Source organism: Streptosporangium sp. NPDC002607, from assembly GCF_053592655.1.
Map to the genome: position 1 here is coordinate 1 of NZ_JBSFWD010000099.1, position 16950 is coordinate 16950.

Annotated in this window: 12 protein-coding genes; 6 read left to right on the forward strand and 6 right to left on the reverse strand. The window is 72.3% G+C overall.

Annotation, left to right across the window (positions count from 1 at the left end):
* Window positions 1-509: 509 nt before the first annotated feature.
* The gene (locus ACWD3H_RS45940; RefSeq protein WP_350925798.1) at window positions 510-1403 is read right to left on the reverse strand and encodes a carbohydrate kinase family protein; all 894 of its coding nucleotides are present in this window, start codon (window positions 1401-1403) and stop codon (window positions 510-512) included.
* Window positions 1404-1602: 199 nt separating this feature from the next.
* Here ACWD3H_RS45940 and ACWD3H_RS45945 point away from each other — a divergent pair, with 199 nt between their 5' ends.
* Window positions 1603-4221 carry a bifunctional acetate--CoA ligase family protein/GNAT family N-acetyltransferase gene (locus tag ACWD3H_RS45945; RefSeq protein WP_355560013.1) on the forward strand — a complete coding sequence of 873 codons (2619 nt, stop codon included), beginning with the start codon at window positions 1603-1605 and terminating at the stop codon, window positions 4219-4221.
* Between the two features lie 53 nt (window positions 4222-4274).
* Here the strand turns inward: ACWD3H_RS45945 and ACWD3H_RS45950 are convergent, their stop codons facing one another.
* A complete protein-coding gene (locus ACWD3H_RS45950) occupies window positions 4275-4757 on the reverse strand; it encodes a hypothetical protein (RefSeq protein ID WP_355560016.1) in 483 nt (160 codons plus the stop codon).
* A 371-nt stretch (window positions 4758-5128) separates the two neighbouring features.
* On the opposite strand from ACWD3H_RS45950, the gene ACWD3H_RS45955 reads away from it, so the two are divergent.
* The gene (locus tag ACWD3H_RS45955) at window positions 5129-5722 is read left to right on the forward strand and encodes a DUF5998 family protein (RefSeq protein ID WP_030920184.1); all 594 of its coding nucleotides are present in this window, start codon (window positions 5129-5131) and stop codon (window positions 5720-5722) included.
* Window positions 5719-6834 carry an alkaline phosphatase family protein gene (locus ACWD3H_RS45960; protein WP_451959538.1) on the forward strand — a complete coding sequence of 372 codons (1116 nt, stop codon included), beginning with the start codon at window positions 5719-5721 and terminating at the stop codon, window positions 6832-6834. Before ACWD3H_RS45955 ends, ACWD3H_RS45960 begins: the two co-directional genes overlap by 4 nt.
* Window positions 6835-6841: 7 nt before the next feature.
* Here the strand turns inward: ACWD3H_RS45960 and ACWD3H_RS45965 are convergent, their stop codons facing one another.
* The 4 genes from ACWD3H_RS45965 to ACWD3H_RS45980 are packed head-to-tail and all read right to left on the reverse strand — an operon-like array spanning window position 6842 to window position 11523.
* A complete protein-coding gene (locus tag ACWD3H_RS45965; RefSeq protein WP_451959539.1) occupies window positions 6842-9355 on the reverse strand; it encodes a CHAT domain-containing protein in 2514 nt (837 codons plus the stop codon).
* On the reverse strand, window positions 9356-9820 hold the full coding sequence (locus tag ACWD3H_RS45970) for a hypothetical protein (protein WP_451959540.1): 465 nt from the start codon (window positions 9818-9820) through the stop codon (window positions 9356-9358). It lies immediately after the preceding gene.
* Complete coding sequence (locus tag ACWD3H_RS45975) at window positions 9817-10395, reverse strand: RNA polymerase sigma factor (RefSeq protein ID WP_350925783.1); 579 nt, start codon at window positions 10393-10395, stop codon at window positions 9817-9819. Before ACWD3H_RS45975 ends, ACWD3H_RS45970 begins: the two co-directional genes overlap by 4 nt.
* A gap of 60 nt (window positions 10396-10455) precedes the next feature.
* Window positions 10456-11523 carry a S8 family peptidase gene (locus tag ACWD3H_RS45980; protein ID WP_451959541.1) on the reverse strand — a complete coding sequence of 356 codons (1068 nt, stop codon included), beginning with the start codon at window positions 11521-11523 and terminating at the stop codon, window positions 10456-10458.
* 207 nt (window positions 11524-11730) lie between these two features.
* On the opposite strand from ACWD3H_RS45980, the gene ACWD3H_RS45985 reads away from it, so the two are divergent.
* The 3 genes from ACWD3H_RS45985 to ACWD3H_RS45995 all read left to right on the forward strand — a co-directional run bounded on the left by ACWD3H_RS45985 (window position 11731) and on the right by ACWD3H_RS45995 (window position 16834).
* Window positions 11731-12225: a DUF3145 domain-containing protein gene (locus ACWD3H_RS45985; protein ID WP_030920167.1), complete on the forward strand. Its 495-nt coding sequence runs from the start codon at window positions 11731-11733 to the stop codon at window positions 12223-12225.
* Window positions 12226-12430: 205 nt separating this feature from the next.
* Entirely contained in the window at window positions 12431-16111 is a 3681-nt protein-coding gene (locus ACWD3H_RS45990) for a protein kinase domain-containing protein (RefSeq protein ID WP_451959542.1), read from the forward strand.
* A gap of 342 nt (window positions 16112-16453) precedes the next feature.
* On the forward strand, window positions 16454-16834 hold the full coding sequence (locus ACWD3H_RS45995; protein ID WP_451959543.1) for a hypothetical protein: 381 nt from the start codon (window positions 16454-16456) through the stop codon (window positions 16832-16834).
* The last annotated feature ends 116 nt before the right edge of the window (window positions 16835-16950 follow it).

The window sequence follows — 16950 nt, forward strand, 5'->3', positions numbered from 1 at the left end:
GCTTCACTGTCCCGCACACTGCCCCCCGGCGAAGAATGGTTCGCAACGTCGTCCCATAGTCGCTGGAAACCCGGCTCCGCCTCGTCACTCGTGCGGAGGATCTCGGCTCAGCCAAAAGCGGGACACTCTCCGTCCCCGCACTGTGTCTCTCCTGCGACCGGTGCCAGGAAAGAGCCGGTCAGAGCCTGCCGACCGCTGGAGCCGGACAGGCTGGAGCCGAGCCGGGTCGTGCCGGCCCTGTCCGACCCCGGCTCTCAGTCATCTTCCAGCGGCGTCCACGCCGCGATCGGCTCTTCCGGTTCCCACTCCCGGCGTACCAGCGTGCTCCCTCGTCCAACCGGCCCCCGAGATCGGCAACACCGTCGAACTACGGAGCCCCGCCATCGGCTGGTATGACCGACTCGTGACGATCACGAATCGCGACCGTGGTCTGTCGCAGAGCTACTTGGCGGCCGGAGTCATGGGGGAGAAGATCGCCGAATCGGGTCTGCCCGGCCGGGCGCCCGCCGCTAGAGGCGGGGGCGGGCGCCCAGGTGCGAGATGGCCCGGGAGGCCAGGTGGCAGCCGGAGGCCAGGGCCTCGGCCGGGGGCTTGCCACCGAGCCAGGCCGGCAGGAAGCCCGCGGTGAAGGCGTCACCGGCGCCGGTGCCGTCGACCACGCGTTCCACGGTCCCGGCGGGGACCTTGATCGGGTCGGGGCGGTTGTTGCCGTACCAGAGCGCGCCCTCGTCGCGGAGCTTGACGACCACCTGCGGGAACCAGGCGGTGAGGACCTTGGCGGCGGCGGCGGGATCGTCGCGGCCGGTGAGGACCTTCGCCTGGTCGGTGTTGGCGAACAGCAGCTTGGCGCTCTGCGTCCACTCCAGGAAGGGCTCGGCGCCGGTGCGCTCCAGGGGAGCGGAGGAGGAGCAGTCGACCGAGACGGACATCCCGGAGCGACGAGCCATCTCCAGCGCCGCCATACCGGCGTCGCGGGAACCCTCGTTGATCAGCGTGTAGCCGGACAGGTGCAGGTGCCCGCCCTGGGAGAACAGGTCGCGGGGCAGATCCTCGGGGGACAGGGCCGCGTTCGCGCCGGGGTCGGACAGCATGGTGCGCTCGCCCTTGTGGGTGACGAGCACCACGCAGGTGCCGGTCGGTCGCTCGGGATCCATGACGAGGCGGGCGTCGACGCCGTAGCCCATCAGCTCCATGTCGCGGTTACGGCCGGTGATGTCGGCGCCGCGCCGCCCGATGAAGGCGACCTCCGTGCCCTCGACGGCGAGCCAGGAGGCGATGTTGGCCCCTGAACCACCGCCGTGCATGGTGACGACCGCCGGTGTGTCGCTGGCCCTCGCCAACGGGTAGCGAGCTCTCGCGACCGCGTCGGTCATGAGATCGCCCACCACGACCACCCGCGTCATGATGTCACCACCTTGCTGCCTTCGATGCCGACGTGCCTCTGGCCGTGCTTCAAGCCGTACCTCTAGCCGCGAAAAACTTAACAGCTTCCGGCCAGGGTATGGGGTCTTGACCAGACACCGGACCATAGTCGATGCACAAGCGTTGCGTGAATTCGTGCCGCTGGTCCGTCTTGTGAGATTCGCGTCTACTCTCGGGGCTGTGGAGGTTGCTCAGTACCCTGCTCACTGGGAGGCGGACGTCGTCCTGTCGGACGGCGGAACCGCCCACGTGCGCCCGATTCGGCCCGCCGACGCCGACCGGTTGCGTTCCTTCTACAGCCGGCTGTCCGCCGAGTCGATCTACTTCCGCTTCTTCGGCCCCCGGCCGCGGCTGTCGGATCGGGAGATCACCTGGTTCACCAACGTCGACTACGTGGACCGCGTGGCGTTGATCGCCACGATCGGCACTGAGATGGTGGGGGTCATCCGCTATGACCGGATCGAACCCGGCGAGGCGGAGGTCGCCTTCCTGGTCGAGGACGCCCACCAGGGCCGGGGGGTCGCCTCGGTGCTCCTCGAACACCTGGCCGCCACCGCCAGGGAGCGGGGGATCGCCCGCTTCGTCGCCGATGTGCTGCCCGCCAACCAGAAGATGATGGCGGTCCTCAAGCAGGTCGGCTACACCGCGCAGAGCAGTTTCGCCGACGGCGTGGTCCGGATGACCCTCGATCTCACCCCGACCGAGACCGCTCAGGAGGTGACCGCCTCCCGCGAGCACCGCGCCGAGTCCCGCTCGATCGAGCGCCTGCTCTCGCCGGGCTCGGTGGCGGTCGTCGGAGCGGGCCGCGAGCCGGGCGGCGTCGGTCAGACCGTGCTGCGCAACCTGCTCGGCGCCGACTTCACCGGTCCGGTCTACCCCGTGCACCGCGAGGCGCGGGCCGTGGCGGGGGTGCGGGCCTACCCGAGTGTGACGGACATCGACGGGGAGGTGGACCTCGCCGTTCTCGCCGTACCCGCCGACGGGGTGATCGACGTGGTCAAGGAGTGTGCGGAGAAGGGGGTGCGCGGGCTGATCGTGGTCTCCTCCGGATTCGGCGAGACCGGCCCCGAGGGGCGGGCCAGGCAGGACGAGATGGTGCGCATCGCCCGCGCGTACGGCCTGCGGGTCGTCGGCCCCAACTGCCTCGGCGTCGCCAACACCGACCCATCGGTACGCCTGAACGCCACGCTCGCCGCCACCCTCCCCGAGCGCGGCAGGGTCGGCTTCTTCAGCCAGTCCGGAGCCCTGGGCACCGCGCTGCTGCAGCGGGTGGCCCAGCGGGGCATGGGCATCTCCTCGTTCGTCTCCGCGGGTAACCGCGCCGACGTGTCGGGCAACGACCTGCTCCAGTACTGGGAGGAGGATCCGCAGACCGACGTGATCCTGCTCTATCTGGAGTCGCTGGGAAACCCCCGCAAGTTCGCCCGCCTCGCGCGGCGTATCTCGCGCCGCAAGCCGATCGTGGTCGTCAAGAGCGGCGGCACCACCCAGGGCGTGCCCACCGGTCACGCCGCGCCCGTGCTCGGCCTGCCGGACACCGCGCTCAGCGCGCTGTTCGAGCAGGCGGGAGTGATCAGGGTGGACGACCTGATCCAGCAGTTCGACGTGGCGCAGCTACTGGCCTACCAGCCGTTGCCCGCCGGGCCCAGGGTCGGCCTGGTCGGCAACTCCGACGCGATGGCGCTGCTGGCGGCCGACGCCTGCGTGCGGGTCGGCCTGGCGCCCAGACCGCCGGTCAACCTTGGCGCCCGGGCGGGCGCCGCCGAGTTCGGCGCGGCCCTGGCCTCGGTGCTCCCGGACGTGGACGCGGTGGTCGCGATCTACATGCCGCCCATCCCGGGCAACGCCGAAGAGGTCGGCGCCGAGCTGCTGCGAGCCTCCAGGGACTGCGGCAAACCGGTGCTGGCCATCTTTGAGGGCAAGATCGGCATGCTCGGGGAACTGCGGGTCGGCGCCACCCCCGAGCGGGGCTCCATCCCCTCGTACACGGCGCCGGAGGAGGCGGTCCGCGCGCTCGCCCATGTGGTGCGGCACGCGCGCTGGCTGGAGCAGCCCGCGGGGGTGCCCGAGGAGATCGAAAGCGTCGACACCGGTGCGGCACGGAGCCTCGTGCTCGCCGCTCTTGGCGACGCCCCGGCCGAGATCGACGCCTCGCAGCTGCTCGCCTGCTACGGGGTGGAGGTCTGGCCGTCGGAGACGGTGACCTCGCCCCAGGAGGCGGTCGACGCCGCGACCAGGCTCGGCTGGCCGGTGGTGCTGAAGGCCGCCGGAGCCGAGGCGGCCAAGCGCGCCGGGACCGTGCGCCTGGGACTGTCGGGACCCGACGGGGTGCGTGACGCCTACGCCGACCTGACGCGCCAACTCGAACCCGAGGCCGTGCTCACGGTGCAGCGGATGGCTCCGCAGCCCGCGGTGCCGACCGTGGCCGGTGTGATGGAGGACCCCGCCTTCGGCGCGGTCGTCTCCTTCGGGCTCGGTGAGATCACCGCACGGCTGCTGCGCGACGAGGCGTACCGGCTGGCGCCGCTGACCCGCGAGGACGCGGCGGCACTGGTGAGGTCGCCGCGCGCCGCCCCCCTGCTCCTCGGCGAGTACGGCTACCCGCCGGTCGCGGTCGAGGCGCTGGAGGACCTGCTGATCCGGCTCGGGCGGCTGGCGGACGACCTCCCCGAGGTGGCGCGGCTCACCCTCGACCCGGTGCTGGTGGGGGAGTCAGGGGTGACCGTGCTGGGCGCCCGGGCCGTGCTCCGCAGCCACCGGGGACCGCGTCCCGACGGCGGCCCTCGGCGCCTCGGCTAGCGTGCTCTCCCGCAGGGCCCACGGCGGGAGAGCACGGCGCACCCCGGCCTCGGTCAGGTCGCGGGCGTCGCGGGGACGATCTGGACCGTGCTGGCGACGGTGGCGGTCGCAGGGCGGGTCCCGGTGGGGACGGCCACGGCCTCGACCGCCCTGCCGGAGGCGGTCAGCGTGCCGGTGGCGTCCCTCGCCACGGTCACGCCGACCGTGATCCGGGGAAGCTGGAAGCCGGGGGAGGCCAGGTCACGCGTTTCGCAGCCGACGCTGCCGGCCGTGATCCGGCATCTCCAGCCCGAGCCGGAGGCCCGTACCGGGGTCAGGCCCGCGGGGAAGTAGTAGGTGACCTCGGTCGGGTACCCGATCCCGCCGGAGGCGGGGTCGGCGGTGACGTCTATGGAGAACGTGCCGGTGCCACCCGCCTCGAACGGGCCGTCGTGGACCGTGGTGAGGATCAGGTCGCCGGGGAACCTCGCCCCCAGGGCGGGCGGCGCGCCCGCGACGGCCGCCGCGACGGTCAGCACGAGACCGATTCGTCGCATCGGCCCGCGTCCCGCAGGATCTGGACGTTCATCGGTCATATTTCCTCATCCCCCGATTCCACTGGGAATCCACCGCCTCCAATTCCGATGCGGTGAAAACATGCTCGGATTTGCAAAACATTCGCCGAATGCGGTGAACCGCCTGTCGCCGCGGCTCGGGACGGCAGGCGTGCCACCGCCACTGCTCCCGGTAGCCCCGAAAGGATCACGCCAAACCGATCGAAGGGAAAAGTCGAGGGCCGGTGAGGACGTCCGGCGGCGCCCACGCGGCCGGGAAGGGGCCGTGGTGGGGCGGATCACGATTTGCACCACCTGCCAAAGGTCGCGCGCTCCCGGTGAAAGCGTTGCCCCGGACAGGGCAGGATGGACCCATGAGGGAAACCCGACTCTCGTCCGCCGGCCTGCGCGACGCCATCGACCGCAGTGGCTACTATCCCGATCTGGTCGCCGACGCGGTCGAGTCCGCGCTCGGCAAGGAGCAGGTGGGCGCCTACGTCGTGCACCACGAGGCCACCTTCGACCCGGCCATGGAGGTGCGCAGGCACGTCACGGTGCTGGTGCTCTCACCCACCCGGCTACTCGTCTGCCACACCGACGAGCACCCGCCCGTGGAGGGGGTGTCGGCGTCACACGCCTCCACGACCACCGAAGCCGTGCGTCTCAGCCGGATCCAGTCGGTCGCGGTCACCAGGGTCGTCCCCGACCCCGCCTCCTACGTGCCGGGCGTGCCGCCCACGGAGGTCACGCTCACGATCGGCTGGGGTGCCATCTCCCACGTCGACCTGGAGCCGGCCACCTGCGGTGACGAGAACTGCGAGGCCGACCACGGGTACACCGGTGCGATCACGGCCGACGACCTCTCCCTGCGGGTGAGCGAGGCGGCCGACGGGCCGGAGGCCGTCTCCCACGTGCTGGCCTTCGCCAAGGCGCTGTCGGAGGCGACGGCCCGCACGGCCGCCTCGTGAGGGCCCAGATCCCCGCGTACGGCACGGCCACTCTCGCGGACCTCTCCTCCTCACTGCTGGCCGCGATCGGGATGGACGGCGACAACCCCCTGGGCCTCGCCCCGGCCGAGCGGGTTCTGCTGTTCCTCGTCGACGGCATGGGCGCCGAACTGCTCCGCGCCCACCCGGAGACCGCGCCGTTCATGTCCGCCATGCTCGACAGGGTGCTCACCGCGGGCTTCCCCGCCACGACCGTGACCAGCCTGGCCACGCTCGGCACCGGCCTGCCGCCGGGCGAGCACGGCATGCTCGGCTACCAGCTCGCTGTGCCCGGCACCGGCTACATGCTCAACTGCCTGCGCTGGACCGCCCAGGGCCCCCTCGTCGAACCCGGCGACTGGCAGCCCGCTCCGACCGTGTACGAGCGTGCGGCGGCGGCCGACATCCCGGTCAGCTACATCGGCCCGGCCAAGTTCGAGACCACCGGTTTCAACAGGGCCGTCTACCGGGGTGTGCGCTTCGTCGGTGCCGACGAGGTCGACGACCGGATCGCCGGGGTCCGCCACGCGCTGACCGAGCCCCGCGCCCACGTCTCGGTCTACTACGGAGACCTCGACTCCATCGGCCACCGGACCGGCTGGGGCTCCCCGGCCTGGCTCGACCAGCTCGCCCGGGTCGACCGGATGGCCGAGCGACTGGCCGAGACGCTCCCGCCCGGTTCGGCGATGTACGTCACCGCCGACCACGGCATGGTCAACGTCACCGAGCGCGTCGATGTCGACACGCTCGGCGTGCTGCGCGAGGGCGTCGCACTGCTCGGCGGGGAGGCCAGGGCCCGTCACGTCTACACCGTCCCCGGCGCCGCGGAGGCGGTCCTCGACACCTGGCGCGACATCCTCGCCGGAAAGGCATGGGTGGCATCCCGCCAGGAGGCGGTCGAATCCGGCTGGTTCGGCCCCAGGGTCCGCCCCGAATGGCTGCCCAGGATCGGCGACGTCCTCGCCGTTCCGTACACCGACTGCGCCATCGTCGCCTCGGTCGCCGAGCCGCAGGAGGCGGCCTTCGTCGGCTGTCACGGTTCGCTGACACCCGCCGAGCAGCACGTTCCCCTCCTGGAGGTGAGCACCAGATAGACCCGCGCTACGCCGGATCGTGGGCCGGTCGAGTGACCGATTCCCCGGGGCCTGACGCCACCGGCTGATCCCCGCACCCGAAGCAGACGAAGCCCGCCACCCCGGTCTTCCCGCTCGCGGTGGCCAGTGCCCGTGCGGGCGGGGCGCCGGCGGCCAGCGACCCGTGGAAGGCGGTCATCAGAGCCAGCGTCTCCTCGTCGCGCACCGGCACCAGGCTGGCCACCACGCACCGCGTCCCCAGCGACAGGAACGTGCCCGCCAGCCCCAGCGGCGCCCCGTCGGCCGGGGCGTGCGCCATCCCCGCGTCACACGCCGACAACACCACCAGGCTCGGCGGGGTGCGCAGCCGGAGCAGGTCGTACGCCATCAGCGGGCCGTCGTCGAGATCGATGCTCGACAGCAGCGGGCTGCGCGAGGAGAACATTCCGTGCGCGGCCAGATGCGCCACGTCCGCCCGCTCCAGCGCCGTCATCACCTCCGCCCGCCGAGCCGCCACCCGCTCGGTCCCCGGATGGCACTCGCCGACCATGCGGGCCTCGGCCTCCGAGCACCGCAGCCCCGGCCCCGCCACCGTCACGACACGCCCGTCCCGCACGACCGGCACCTGCCTGCCGGCCAGCCAGGCGGCGGCGCTGGCCGCCACGCTCACCGGCCGGTCCGCGTTCATCGGCAGTAGCGGCCAGGGCAGGATGTGCAGCGTTCCCGTCGGCACGATCACCAGCGGCCGGTCGCCCAGCCGGTCACGCAGCGGGCGGAAGAGCAGCCGTTCCAGCTCCGCGGCCTCCGCGCCGGACTCCGGAGCCCTTCCATCGAGCAGGTGTGTCCTGCGCAGCCCGTACCGGAGGCGGACGGTGGCCTCGGCGACGGTCGCGAACGGGCCGAGGCGGCGCAGCGTCACACGCTCCCCGGTGACCACGACGGCGGCCAGTTCCGCCTCGTGGCGGACGAACTCCACCAGGACCGACTCCCCGAGCGCCGCTCGCAGCGCGGCCAGGCCGGGCGCGAGCGGCCGGCCCGCGCCCCCGGTGACCGCCCGCCACCGCTCGGCCCACGCCAGGACCGTGCGGCCTCGCCCGGTCCGCATGGCGAGGGCCAGCCCGAACTCGGCCAGCGGCTCACCCTCCCTGGCGGCGTGCGCGCGCATCACCGGGTCCTCGAACGCCTTCGTTCCGGCCCCCACCTCCGCGAGGCCCGCCAGCACCGCCGCGAACGCCCCCCGCCGGTCGCCGGCCAGGAACCGCCGCAGTGCCGTCGCCTGGCGGGCGACCACTCCGCGACCCGAGCGGGCGAGGAGGGCCAGCTGGCCCTCGGCGGACGGCCGGTCACCCAGCCGGAGCGCGATCTCGGCGGCGCTGAGCCTGAGCGCCGCCGAGGCATCCCGGTGCCCGGCGGCATCGAGCGCCTCGGCGCACGAGAGCATCTCCGGCACCGTCGCCGGTAACTCGGCGGAGGACGGGTCCAGCGCGAGCCGGGCCCGCAGCAGGATCTCTTCGGCGAGCGGCGTCAGGACCGTCCGCCCCTGCGCGGCCAGCTCGCGGGCGGCCAGCTCCGCGCTCTCCCGGGCACGGCGCGGATCTCCGGTGCGCAGCTCGACCCTGGCGAGCAGGAGGCGGGCCTCGGCCAGGGTCACCCCGGCGCCCGCCGCCGCCAGCTCGGGAACCGCCATGTCCAGCAGCGCCCGAGCCTCGCCGGGCAGGTGGGCGGTGACCAGTGCCTCGGCCAGGTCGCAGCGGACCGTCGCCAGCCGCTCCGGGTAGTCGAGCAGGACGTCCTGGGCGCGCCGGTAGGCGGTGAAGGCGGCGGGCAGGTCGCCGCGCCGCGCGGCCAGGAACGGCAGGTTGCCCTCGGCGAGCGCGAGCACATGTTCCAGGCCCGCGTCCCTCGCCAGCTCCGCGCACCGGCCCAGGTCGGCCTCCGCCGCCTCGAACTCCCCGAGGAACACCCGGGCGAGCCCGCGGTTCAGCATCGCCCCGGCCACGAACCTGACGTCGTCGCCGAGGACGGTCATGGCCCGGTCGCAGTGCTCGACGGCCTCGCGGTAGCGGCCGAGCCTCGCCAGGGCCATCGCGCGATGCACGCCGAGCTTGCCCAGCTCGGCCGGGGCCAGACCGGGTTCGGCGTCCGTGGCGATGGCCAGTGCCTGCTCCGGGTGGCCCAGCTCGGTGCGGATGTGGACCAGCGACAGGCGCGCCTGGGCGGCCCGGTGCGGCAGCCCGGCCCGCAGTGAGATCTCCACCGCCCGGTGCAACCGCTCCTCGGCGAACGGCAGGTCGCCGAGCTCACGTGCCGCCACCGCCAGCGCCCGGTGCGCCACCGCCTCCGCCTCGCAGTGCCGGCAGCCCGAGACCCGCTCCGACACCGCGCCGCCACCGTCCGGATCACCCGTCTGGCCGGTCGTTCCCCGGCAGGACGCGGGGAGCGAGGCGAGCACGGTACGGGCGAGAGCGAGGGCTCGGGCCGGGTCGCTGCCCGAGAGGTCGACCGCGCGCTCGGCGGCGGCGAGCGCCTCGTCGAAGGTCAACTACGGGCGGATCCGGGTCCAGCTGGTGACCACCGGGAAGCTCTCCGGCCGGTGACACACCACGCTGAACCAGCCCGGCGGCAGGCCGGTGACGGCGAACTGGCCCGTCGGGGACAGGGGGCGCGACTCGGTGAGGTGTAGCGTGCGGATCTCGACCAGCGTGCCCGCCTCGGGACAGGGGGAGATCTGGCCTGCCAGGTCGACCAGCCCGTCCAGGGAGGTGACCTCCAGCTCCACCGTGAGCTCGGCGGCGACGAACCTCAGCAGCCGGGGCTCCTCGGTGGACCGGACGCCCTGCGGTGCTGGGGTGACCACGGGGCGGGCCGTGTCGGCACCGGGCAGCCGCAGACCGAAGACCGCGCGGGCGGCGGTCGTCACCTGGGCCGGCACCGGGTCGCTCCCGGAGGCCAGGCGCAGCGCGGCTATCAGGGACTCGTCGTCGATCGTCGTCGGATGTCGCGTCACGGTGTCGCCTCCCGAGTGGTGAGCATGGTGCGTAGTCGGTTCAGGCAGCGACCCCGGGTGGGGCCGTAACTGCCGCTGGGCATGCCCAGACGCCCGGCCAGCTGGTGGACGCCCGCGTCGGGGGCCGTGGCCATCAGCCGGAACAGCGAGCGGCACGGCTCGGGCATCTGGTCGACGGCCTGCCACAGACGACGGCTCTCGTCGGCGGTCAGCACGGCCAGCGCCGGATCGGCATGGACGTGCCCGGCGTCGGCCGGCTCGGTGTCCACGCACGCGCGTTCCGCGTCCACCGGGTCGGCGACCAGCCGCTCGCCCCGGTGCCGTCGGCGGAGCAGGGACGCCTCGCGCTTGGCCGTGGTGAACAGCCAGGGACCGATCCGGTCCGGGTCACGGATGGTGTGCAGGCTCTCGAGCAGCCGTAGCCACGTGCCCTGCACCGCGTCGGCGGCGTCCGCCGGGCTCAGGTCGTAGGCGCGCACCGCCGACCACAGCGCGCCCGTGAAGCGGGTGACCAGCGCGTCCCAGGCCGCCTGGTCGCCGGCCAGGACGGCCTCGATCGTGGGCTGGTCGCTCACCGGCACCTCCGGGCCCCATAGGGCACTCTGAGTATTCGAGCGAATACTTTGGGTGAGACTTTAGCCGGGTGTGGGCACGACGACTCCCAAATCGGGGATCCGCCTGGCCCCCACCGGATCGAGGACGTGTTTCGCGGCCTCCCGCGAGGGCCGGTCCGCCGACGCCGCGGCGATCGCCCCGCTCACCAGGGCGGCGGCGAAGGAGGTCCCGCTCCAGCGCGCGTAGCCGCGGAACGCGCCGTGTTCGAGGAAGGTGCTGGACAGCCACTCGCCACGGGCACACGCGTCGACCCACGGGCCGTATGCCGAGAACGGGGCCCTGGCCTGCTCCGCCGCGTCCAGTGCTCCGACGGCGATCACCCCGGGCGAGGCGGCGGGCCAGAAGGGGCGGTCCGAGGCGGTGTTGCCCGCGCAGGCCACCGTGACCGTGCCGGCCAGTTCCGCCAGGGCGGCCTCCACCAGCGGGGAGGGGCCGTCGTCGAAGGTGTGCCCGCCGAAGGACAGGTTGAGCACCCGGGGTGGTTCGGCCCTGAGCCGGCCCAGGACGCGCAGCAGTCCGGCCTCGTCCCCGATGCCGTGGCTGTTCAGCATCCGGATCGGCCGTGGCCTCGCCGCCGGGGCCGACCGCAGGACCAGCCCGGTGATGAACGTGCCGTGCCCCGCCTGGGGGTCCAGTTCGCCGTCGCCGTCCGAATCGGGCACCTCCGCGGACTCCTGTCCCCGTTCCAGAAACCACGGGCTCATCCGCCACCACGGGTGCGACGCCAGGCCCGTGTCGGCCAGTGCCACCGTCACGGCGGTCGTGGCGGGCCCGTCCGCGGCGGGCTCGGGCATCGGGAGGGCGAGGGTGGGAAAGGGGCGGGAGGCCGGACCTCCGAAATAGAGCGGCTGGCCCGTCAGCACATGGTTGGGGGAGGCGGGAAGCCCCCGCTCCCGTAACGACGCCACCAGGTCGCAGACGTCCACGCCCGATGAGAGCCGCACCCGGTAGATCCCTTGGGCCTCGGTGACGGCGTCGGCCCAGCGGACGGTGGCGGCCATGCCCGAGGCGTCGGTCAGCAACTGACCTTTTCTGATCAGAGCGGGCGATCCAGGGATGGGTTCCACCCGTTCTATATCGGTATCCATCTGGTCCTCCGGGGGTGCTCACCAGCTTGCGGGGGTTCTCTTCGCTCCCGAGGATGCCCTGGCCAAGCGTCCGCGTCGCAACATCTTGGTATGACCCCCCTCTGGTGCGACGTCACAACCGACGGTAGTCTCTCCTTCAGTCACTTGTGATCATCCTGGGACGAGGCCGTTGGGGAAGGCGCACCTCGTACCGAAACGGGAGGTCCGGTGTCTGCTCGTGGCGTGCTTTACGTCCACTCAGCTCAGCCTGCGCTGTGCCCTCATATTGAATGGGCGGTCGCAGGCGTTCTTGGCGTACCCGTAGACCTGACCTGGACGCCACAGCCCGCCGCGCCCGGTCACGTGCGCGCACAGGCCGAGTGGGAGGCCCGGGTGGGGACCGCGGCGGCCATCACCTCATCCCTGATGGGCTGGCAGCGGATCCGCTTCGAGATCACCGAGGACGCCTCACCGGGTGTCGACGGGTCCCGGCACGCCTATACCCCGTCTCTCGGTGCCTTCACGGCCGTTGTCGGGGCCACGGGCGACATCCTGATCCCGGAGGACCGGCTGCGCTCCGCCATGCTGATGGCACGCCAGGGCCGCGTGGTGCTGGAGGAGGAGATCGATCGCCTGCTGGGCAAGCAGTGGGATGCCGAGCTTGAGTCGTTCCGCTACGCGGGGGAGGGCGCACCGGTCCGCTGGCTGCACGCCGCCGTCTGACCTCGCGATCCGACCCCGCCGGTCTCGCGCGCTCCCGTCGAGGTGAACGGCCCGTACCCGCCCTGACGACCCCCTGCCGGGTCAGCGGATGATCATGCGCACGTCGCGCCGGGAGACACGGCTGAGTTTCTTGCCGGATGCCGCAACTTTTGCTGCCTTCACAGCGACATAAGGGGTATCGGAATCTGGATCGTCGGGAGTGGGCGTGTCACTGCGTGTCGGAGACCCTCAGCGGATCGGTGGCTACTGGCTCGCTGGGCGTCTGGGTGAGGGCGGGCAGGGAGTCGTCTACGACGCCTACGACGAGACGGGCGGCAGAGTCGCGATCAAGGTTCTGCTTGCCGACGGTAGGGCGGATCCGCAACTGCGGGGACGCTTCGCCAAGGAGGTCGCCGCCACCCAGAAGGTCTCCTCCTTCTGCACCGCGAGGGTCATCGAGGCCCACCCCGAGGCGTCCCCGCCCTACATCGTCAGCGAGTTCGTCCATGGCCCGACGCTGAAGCAGGCGGTCACGACCGCCGGGCCCTACCACAGTGACGGGCTCCACCGCCTGGCCACCGCCATCGCCACCGCCCTCGCCTCCATCCACCAGGCAGGGGTGATCCACCGGGATCTGAAGCCGGAGAACGTGCTGCTCGGCCCGGACGGTCCACGAGTGATCGACTTCGGTATCGCGCGAACGGAGGAGGCGTCACTGACCACCGATGGCCTCGCCGCCGGCACGCCGCCGTACATGGCGCCCGAGGTGCTGTCAGGGCAGCACGCGCAGGCGTCCGCCGACGTGTTCGCCTGGGGAGCGGTGATCCTTTTCGCGGCGACCGGCCACCACGCCTTCGCCGGTGAGACCACCGCCGCGATCCTGCACCGTGTCCTGACCTTTCACCCCGACCTGAGCGTCCTGGACGGCTCGCTCCGCATCCTGGTCGGACGGGCACTGGAGAAGGATCCGGAGCTGCGCCCGTCGGCACAGGAGTTGCTGATGGGCCTGATCGGGAACCCCGGCGACACCGGCGCTCTTCTCCGGGACGGCGTACGGGCAGCCGAGCGGGTACGCCCGCCCGCGCAGCTGAACGCCGCCGATCCCGCCCTCGGCACGCACGCCGAGACCATCTACCTCAGCCTGCCGCCCGCCGCGCAGCGGCTGATGCCGGAGATCTTCCTGCGGATGGTCGGCGTCGACGAGGACAGCCAGGACACGCTCAGGCGGGCTCCGCGTGCCGAGTTCGCCGACGGCAGGTCCGAGGAGAAGGCCGCCCTCGTGGCGCAGGTGCTCGCGGCCTACGGCTCCGCCGGTCTCATCGTCACCGACCCGGACACCGACACCGTGACCATCGCCCACCTCGCGCTGTTGCGGGCCTGGCCCCGCCTGCACGAATGGGTCGACGCCGAACGCGGCGGCCTGCCGGTTCACTGGCGGCTCAACGCCGCGGCCCGGCGTTGGAAGACGGGCGGGATCAAGGACGGGGACCTCTACCAGGGAAGCGCGCTGGAGACCGCGCTCCAGTGGGCGGCCACCGGCCGCCACCACCTGAACCTCACCGGCTCGGAGAGCAGCTTCCTCACCGCCAGCACCGTGCTGGTCCGCCGGCGGGGCAGACGACGCCGGTTGGTCACCCTCAGCCTGGCCGTGTCGCTGGCCCTCGCGGTCGCCGCGGGTGGCCTCGCGGAACAGCAGCGCCGCACGGTGGCCGAGCAACTGGACCGGGCGCAGGCCCAGGCGATAGCGGGCAGAGCGGACGCGCTGCGGGCCACCGACCCGCGGGCGGCGATGCTGCTGAGCGTGGCCGCGTGGCAGACCACTCCCGTCGCCGAGGCCCGGTCGAGCCTCTACAGTTCGCTGGCCCAGCCACAGCAGGACCTGTTCGCCGATCCGGACGGCACCGCCACGACGGTCCACGCCCTGAGCCCCGACGGCCGGATGCGTGCCGACGTGAACGAGAACGAGGTTCAAGTCTGGGAGGTCGGCACGCGCGAGCGACTCCACACCTTCACCACGGCCGGCAAGCCGGCCTTCGCCGCATCCCTGAGCCCGGACGGCACCAGGCTCGCCACGGCCGCCGGTGACGGGTTGCGACTCTGGGACCTCGCCTCGGGAAAGCAGATCGGCGCCGAGTTCGGCGACACGTCCTTCCTTGAGTACGCGGAGAAACTGGAGTTCGGCCCCAGCGGACGCCTGCTCGTGGTCAGCAAGGGCGGCGAGCTGCCGCAGGGCCAGCTGTGGGACGTGGACAGCCGGCGGCGGATCCTGCCGCCGACGACGCTGACCTACCTCGACGTGACTGCCCTGTCCGTCGACGACAGGGCAGTCATATCGGGTATCCCGTCAGGTGGCGTCAGCGACACGGGGCCGGCGACCGAGCTGTGGGACCTCCGTACCCGGACGCGGGTGCCGGCACCGTGGCTCTCCCGGGGCGGCTTTCTCCCCGTGGCGATCAGCCCCGACGGCAGGACGATCGTGAACGCGGCGTTCGACCAGGCGCGGACGGAGTGGAGGGCGGAACTGTGGGATGTCGCCTCCGGCACGCGGTCGGCCGGAAAGTTCACGCCGACGCGGTCGATTCCGCGGTTCGCGTTCAGCGCCGACGGCCGCTTCCTCGCCTACTCCGACGCCGAGGGCGCCAGGGTGACGCTCTGGCGGGTGAGTGATCGTCGTGAGCTGGCCCGCTACCCGCTTCCCGGCCTGGGGAGCGTGACGCCCCGCTTCGGTCCTGAGGATCGCACGCTCCGCCTGCTCGGAGACTGGGGTTCGGTGCTGACCCTCGACATCGATGCCTACACCCATCCGCTGCTCAGCGGCGCCGGCGGCCACGACGCGGTGTTCAGCCCCGACGGGCGCGTCATGGCGGTGGAGGGCAGGGGAGAGGTCCGGCTGTGGGACACGGCGCTGCGCAGGCCGCTGGGCGATCCCCTCCGGGTGCCGGGAGACGACCTCACGAACGATCACCTGGCGCGGGCCGCCGCGACCTTCAGCAAGGACGGGAAGACCCTCGTCGTCGGCTACGGCACGATGGTGAGCGTATGGCAGGTCTCCACCCGGCGCATGCTCGCCTCCTTCCCCTACAGCGAGCAGAAGCCGCGAACCGACGCGGTGGTCGGCCCGTACCAGTACGACGGCATCGAGGAACTCGCGCTCAGCCCGGACGGCAGGACCCTCGCCGCCACGTTCTACCTCACCTGCGGGGAGTGCGCCGAGCCGTTGGGGGCCCTCGCGCTCTGGGACCTGCCGAGCGGGCGCCCGATCCGGCTCATCGAGCAGCAGAACGTCGTGCGCAGCGGCATGCCCGCCCTGTTCGGCCGCGCGGGCCTGGCGTTCCTTCCAGACGGGCGCACCTTGGCGGTGGGCAGCCTGGGCGCCGTCGGCCTCATGGACGTCGCCTCGGGCAAGCTGGTCAACAGGCCGAGCGGGGCGGCCGACTCCAACAGCGTGGTGGCGGTGAGCCCTGACGGCGCCACCGTCGCCACCGGTGAGGAGAACGGCCAGATCAAACTCTGGAACGCCCGGACCTGGCAGCGCCTCGGCCCCGTCCTGGTCGGTCACACCGGTGCCGTCACGGATCTGGTCTTCGACCAGGGCCTGCTCGCCAGTGCCGGGCGGGACGGCACGGTAAGGCTCTGGAATCCCGCCACCGGCCGGCAGATCGGCTCCGCCATCACCGGGCACACGGACGAGGTCGCGGCGATCTCGCTCGGCCCCGACGGCACCAGCCTGTATCACGCCGCGCGCGACGGCGGCTTCCAGGAGTTTCCCCTGGATTCCCCACGGGTCGTCGCGGCGGTGTGCGGGCGGGCGGGCGGGAACCTCTCCACCCAGGAGTGGGCGCGTTACCTGCCCGACCTGCCCTACCGGGAGGTCTGCCCCGAGACCGGTACGAGCGGGGGCGCGTGAGGCCACGGGTCCACAACGGGAAGCCCCCGCCCGGGGGCCTCCTGTCTGGAGTCAGCCAGACCGGGAACCACCAGCTGCCGCACACCCTCGCCACCCCACAGCACCGGACCAGGTCCCCATCCCATGGTCGATAGACCGTGACGGCGAACAGGCCCGCCGAGATGTGCTCCACAGCGGCCAAAGCCACCCTGCTGGTCACAAGAGGGATGGGCATCCATCCCCGCCGCGCCGGCTGGAATGGCGCAGGCGAGGTGCCGCCAGGGGCGGTATGTCCCTACGATGCTGTACGGTCGCCGCGACGAGCCGCGATGAGACGGGCACGGCAGGCCTAGGGAGAACTCAGTGAGGCGATGGAGACGGGCGGTCCTCGTGCTACAGGCCGTCGCGCTCCTGGTGTACCTCGTCATGCCCGACCCGTTCACCTCCTCCGCGAGCGCGGCCGCTTCCCCGGCCGTCGGCGCCCAGGCGGGGCAAGCGTTCCTGTCCCATCTCTCGCGCGATGACCCCGCCCGGCCGATGACCACCTCTGACGAGGTGGCCATGGTGCCGCGAGACACACCCGGTGCCCACCCTTCGGCCGCCGGCCGAGACGCCCTTTGCCTGGCGAGCACCGCCCTGCCCGATCCCGACAGGGCCAGGCCGCCCGGGGAGTGGGCGCCAAGGGGCAGCGCCCTGGCCGCGTTGCGGCCCTCGCTGTCTGCCTTGCAGGTCCTTCGCTGCTGACAGGCCGCTCGTGGTGGGGCCGGGCCGCGACGGGGGGGGGGGGCCACGCCGTGTGCCCCACCGAATTAAAAAAAAAAAAGATTTATAATATTATAACACACAACATTAAGCTACCA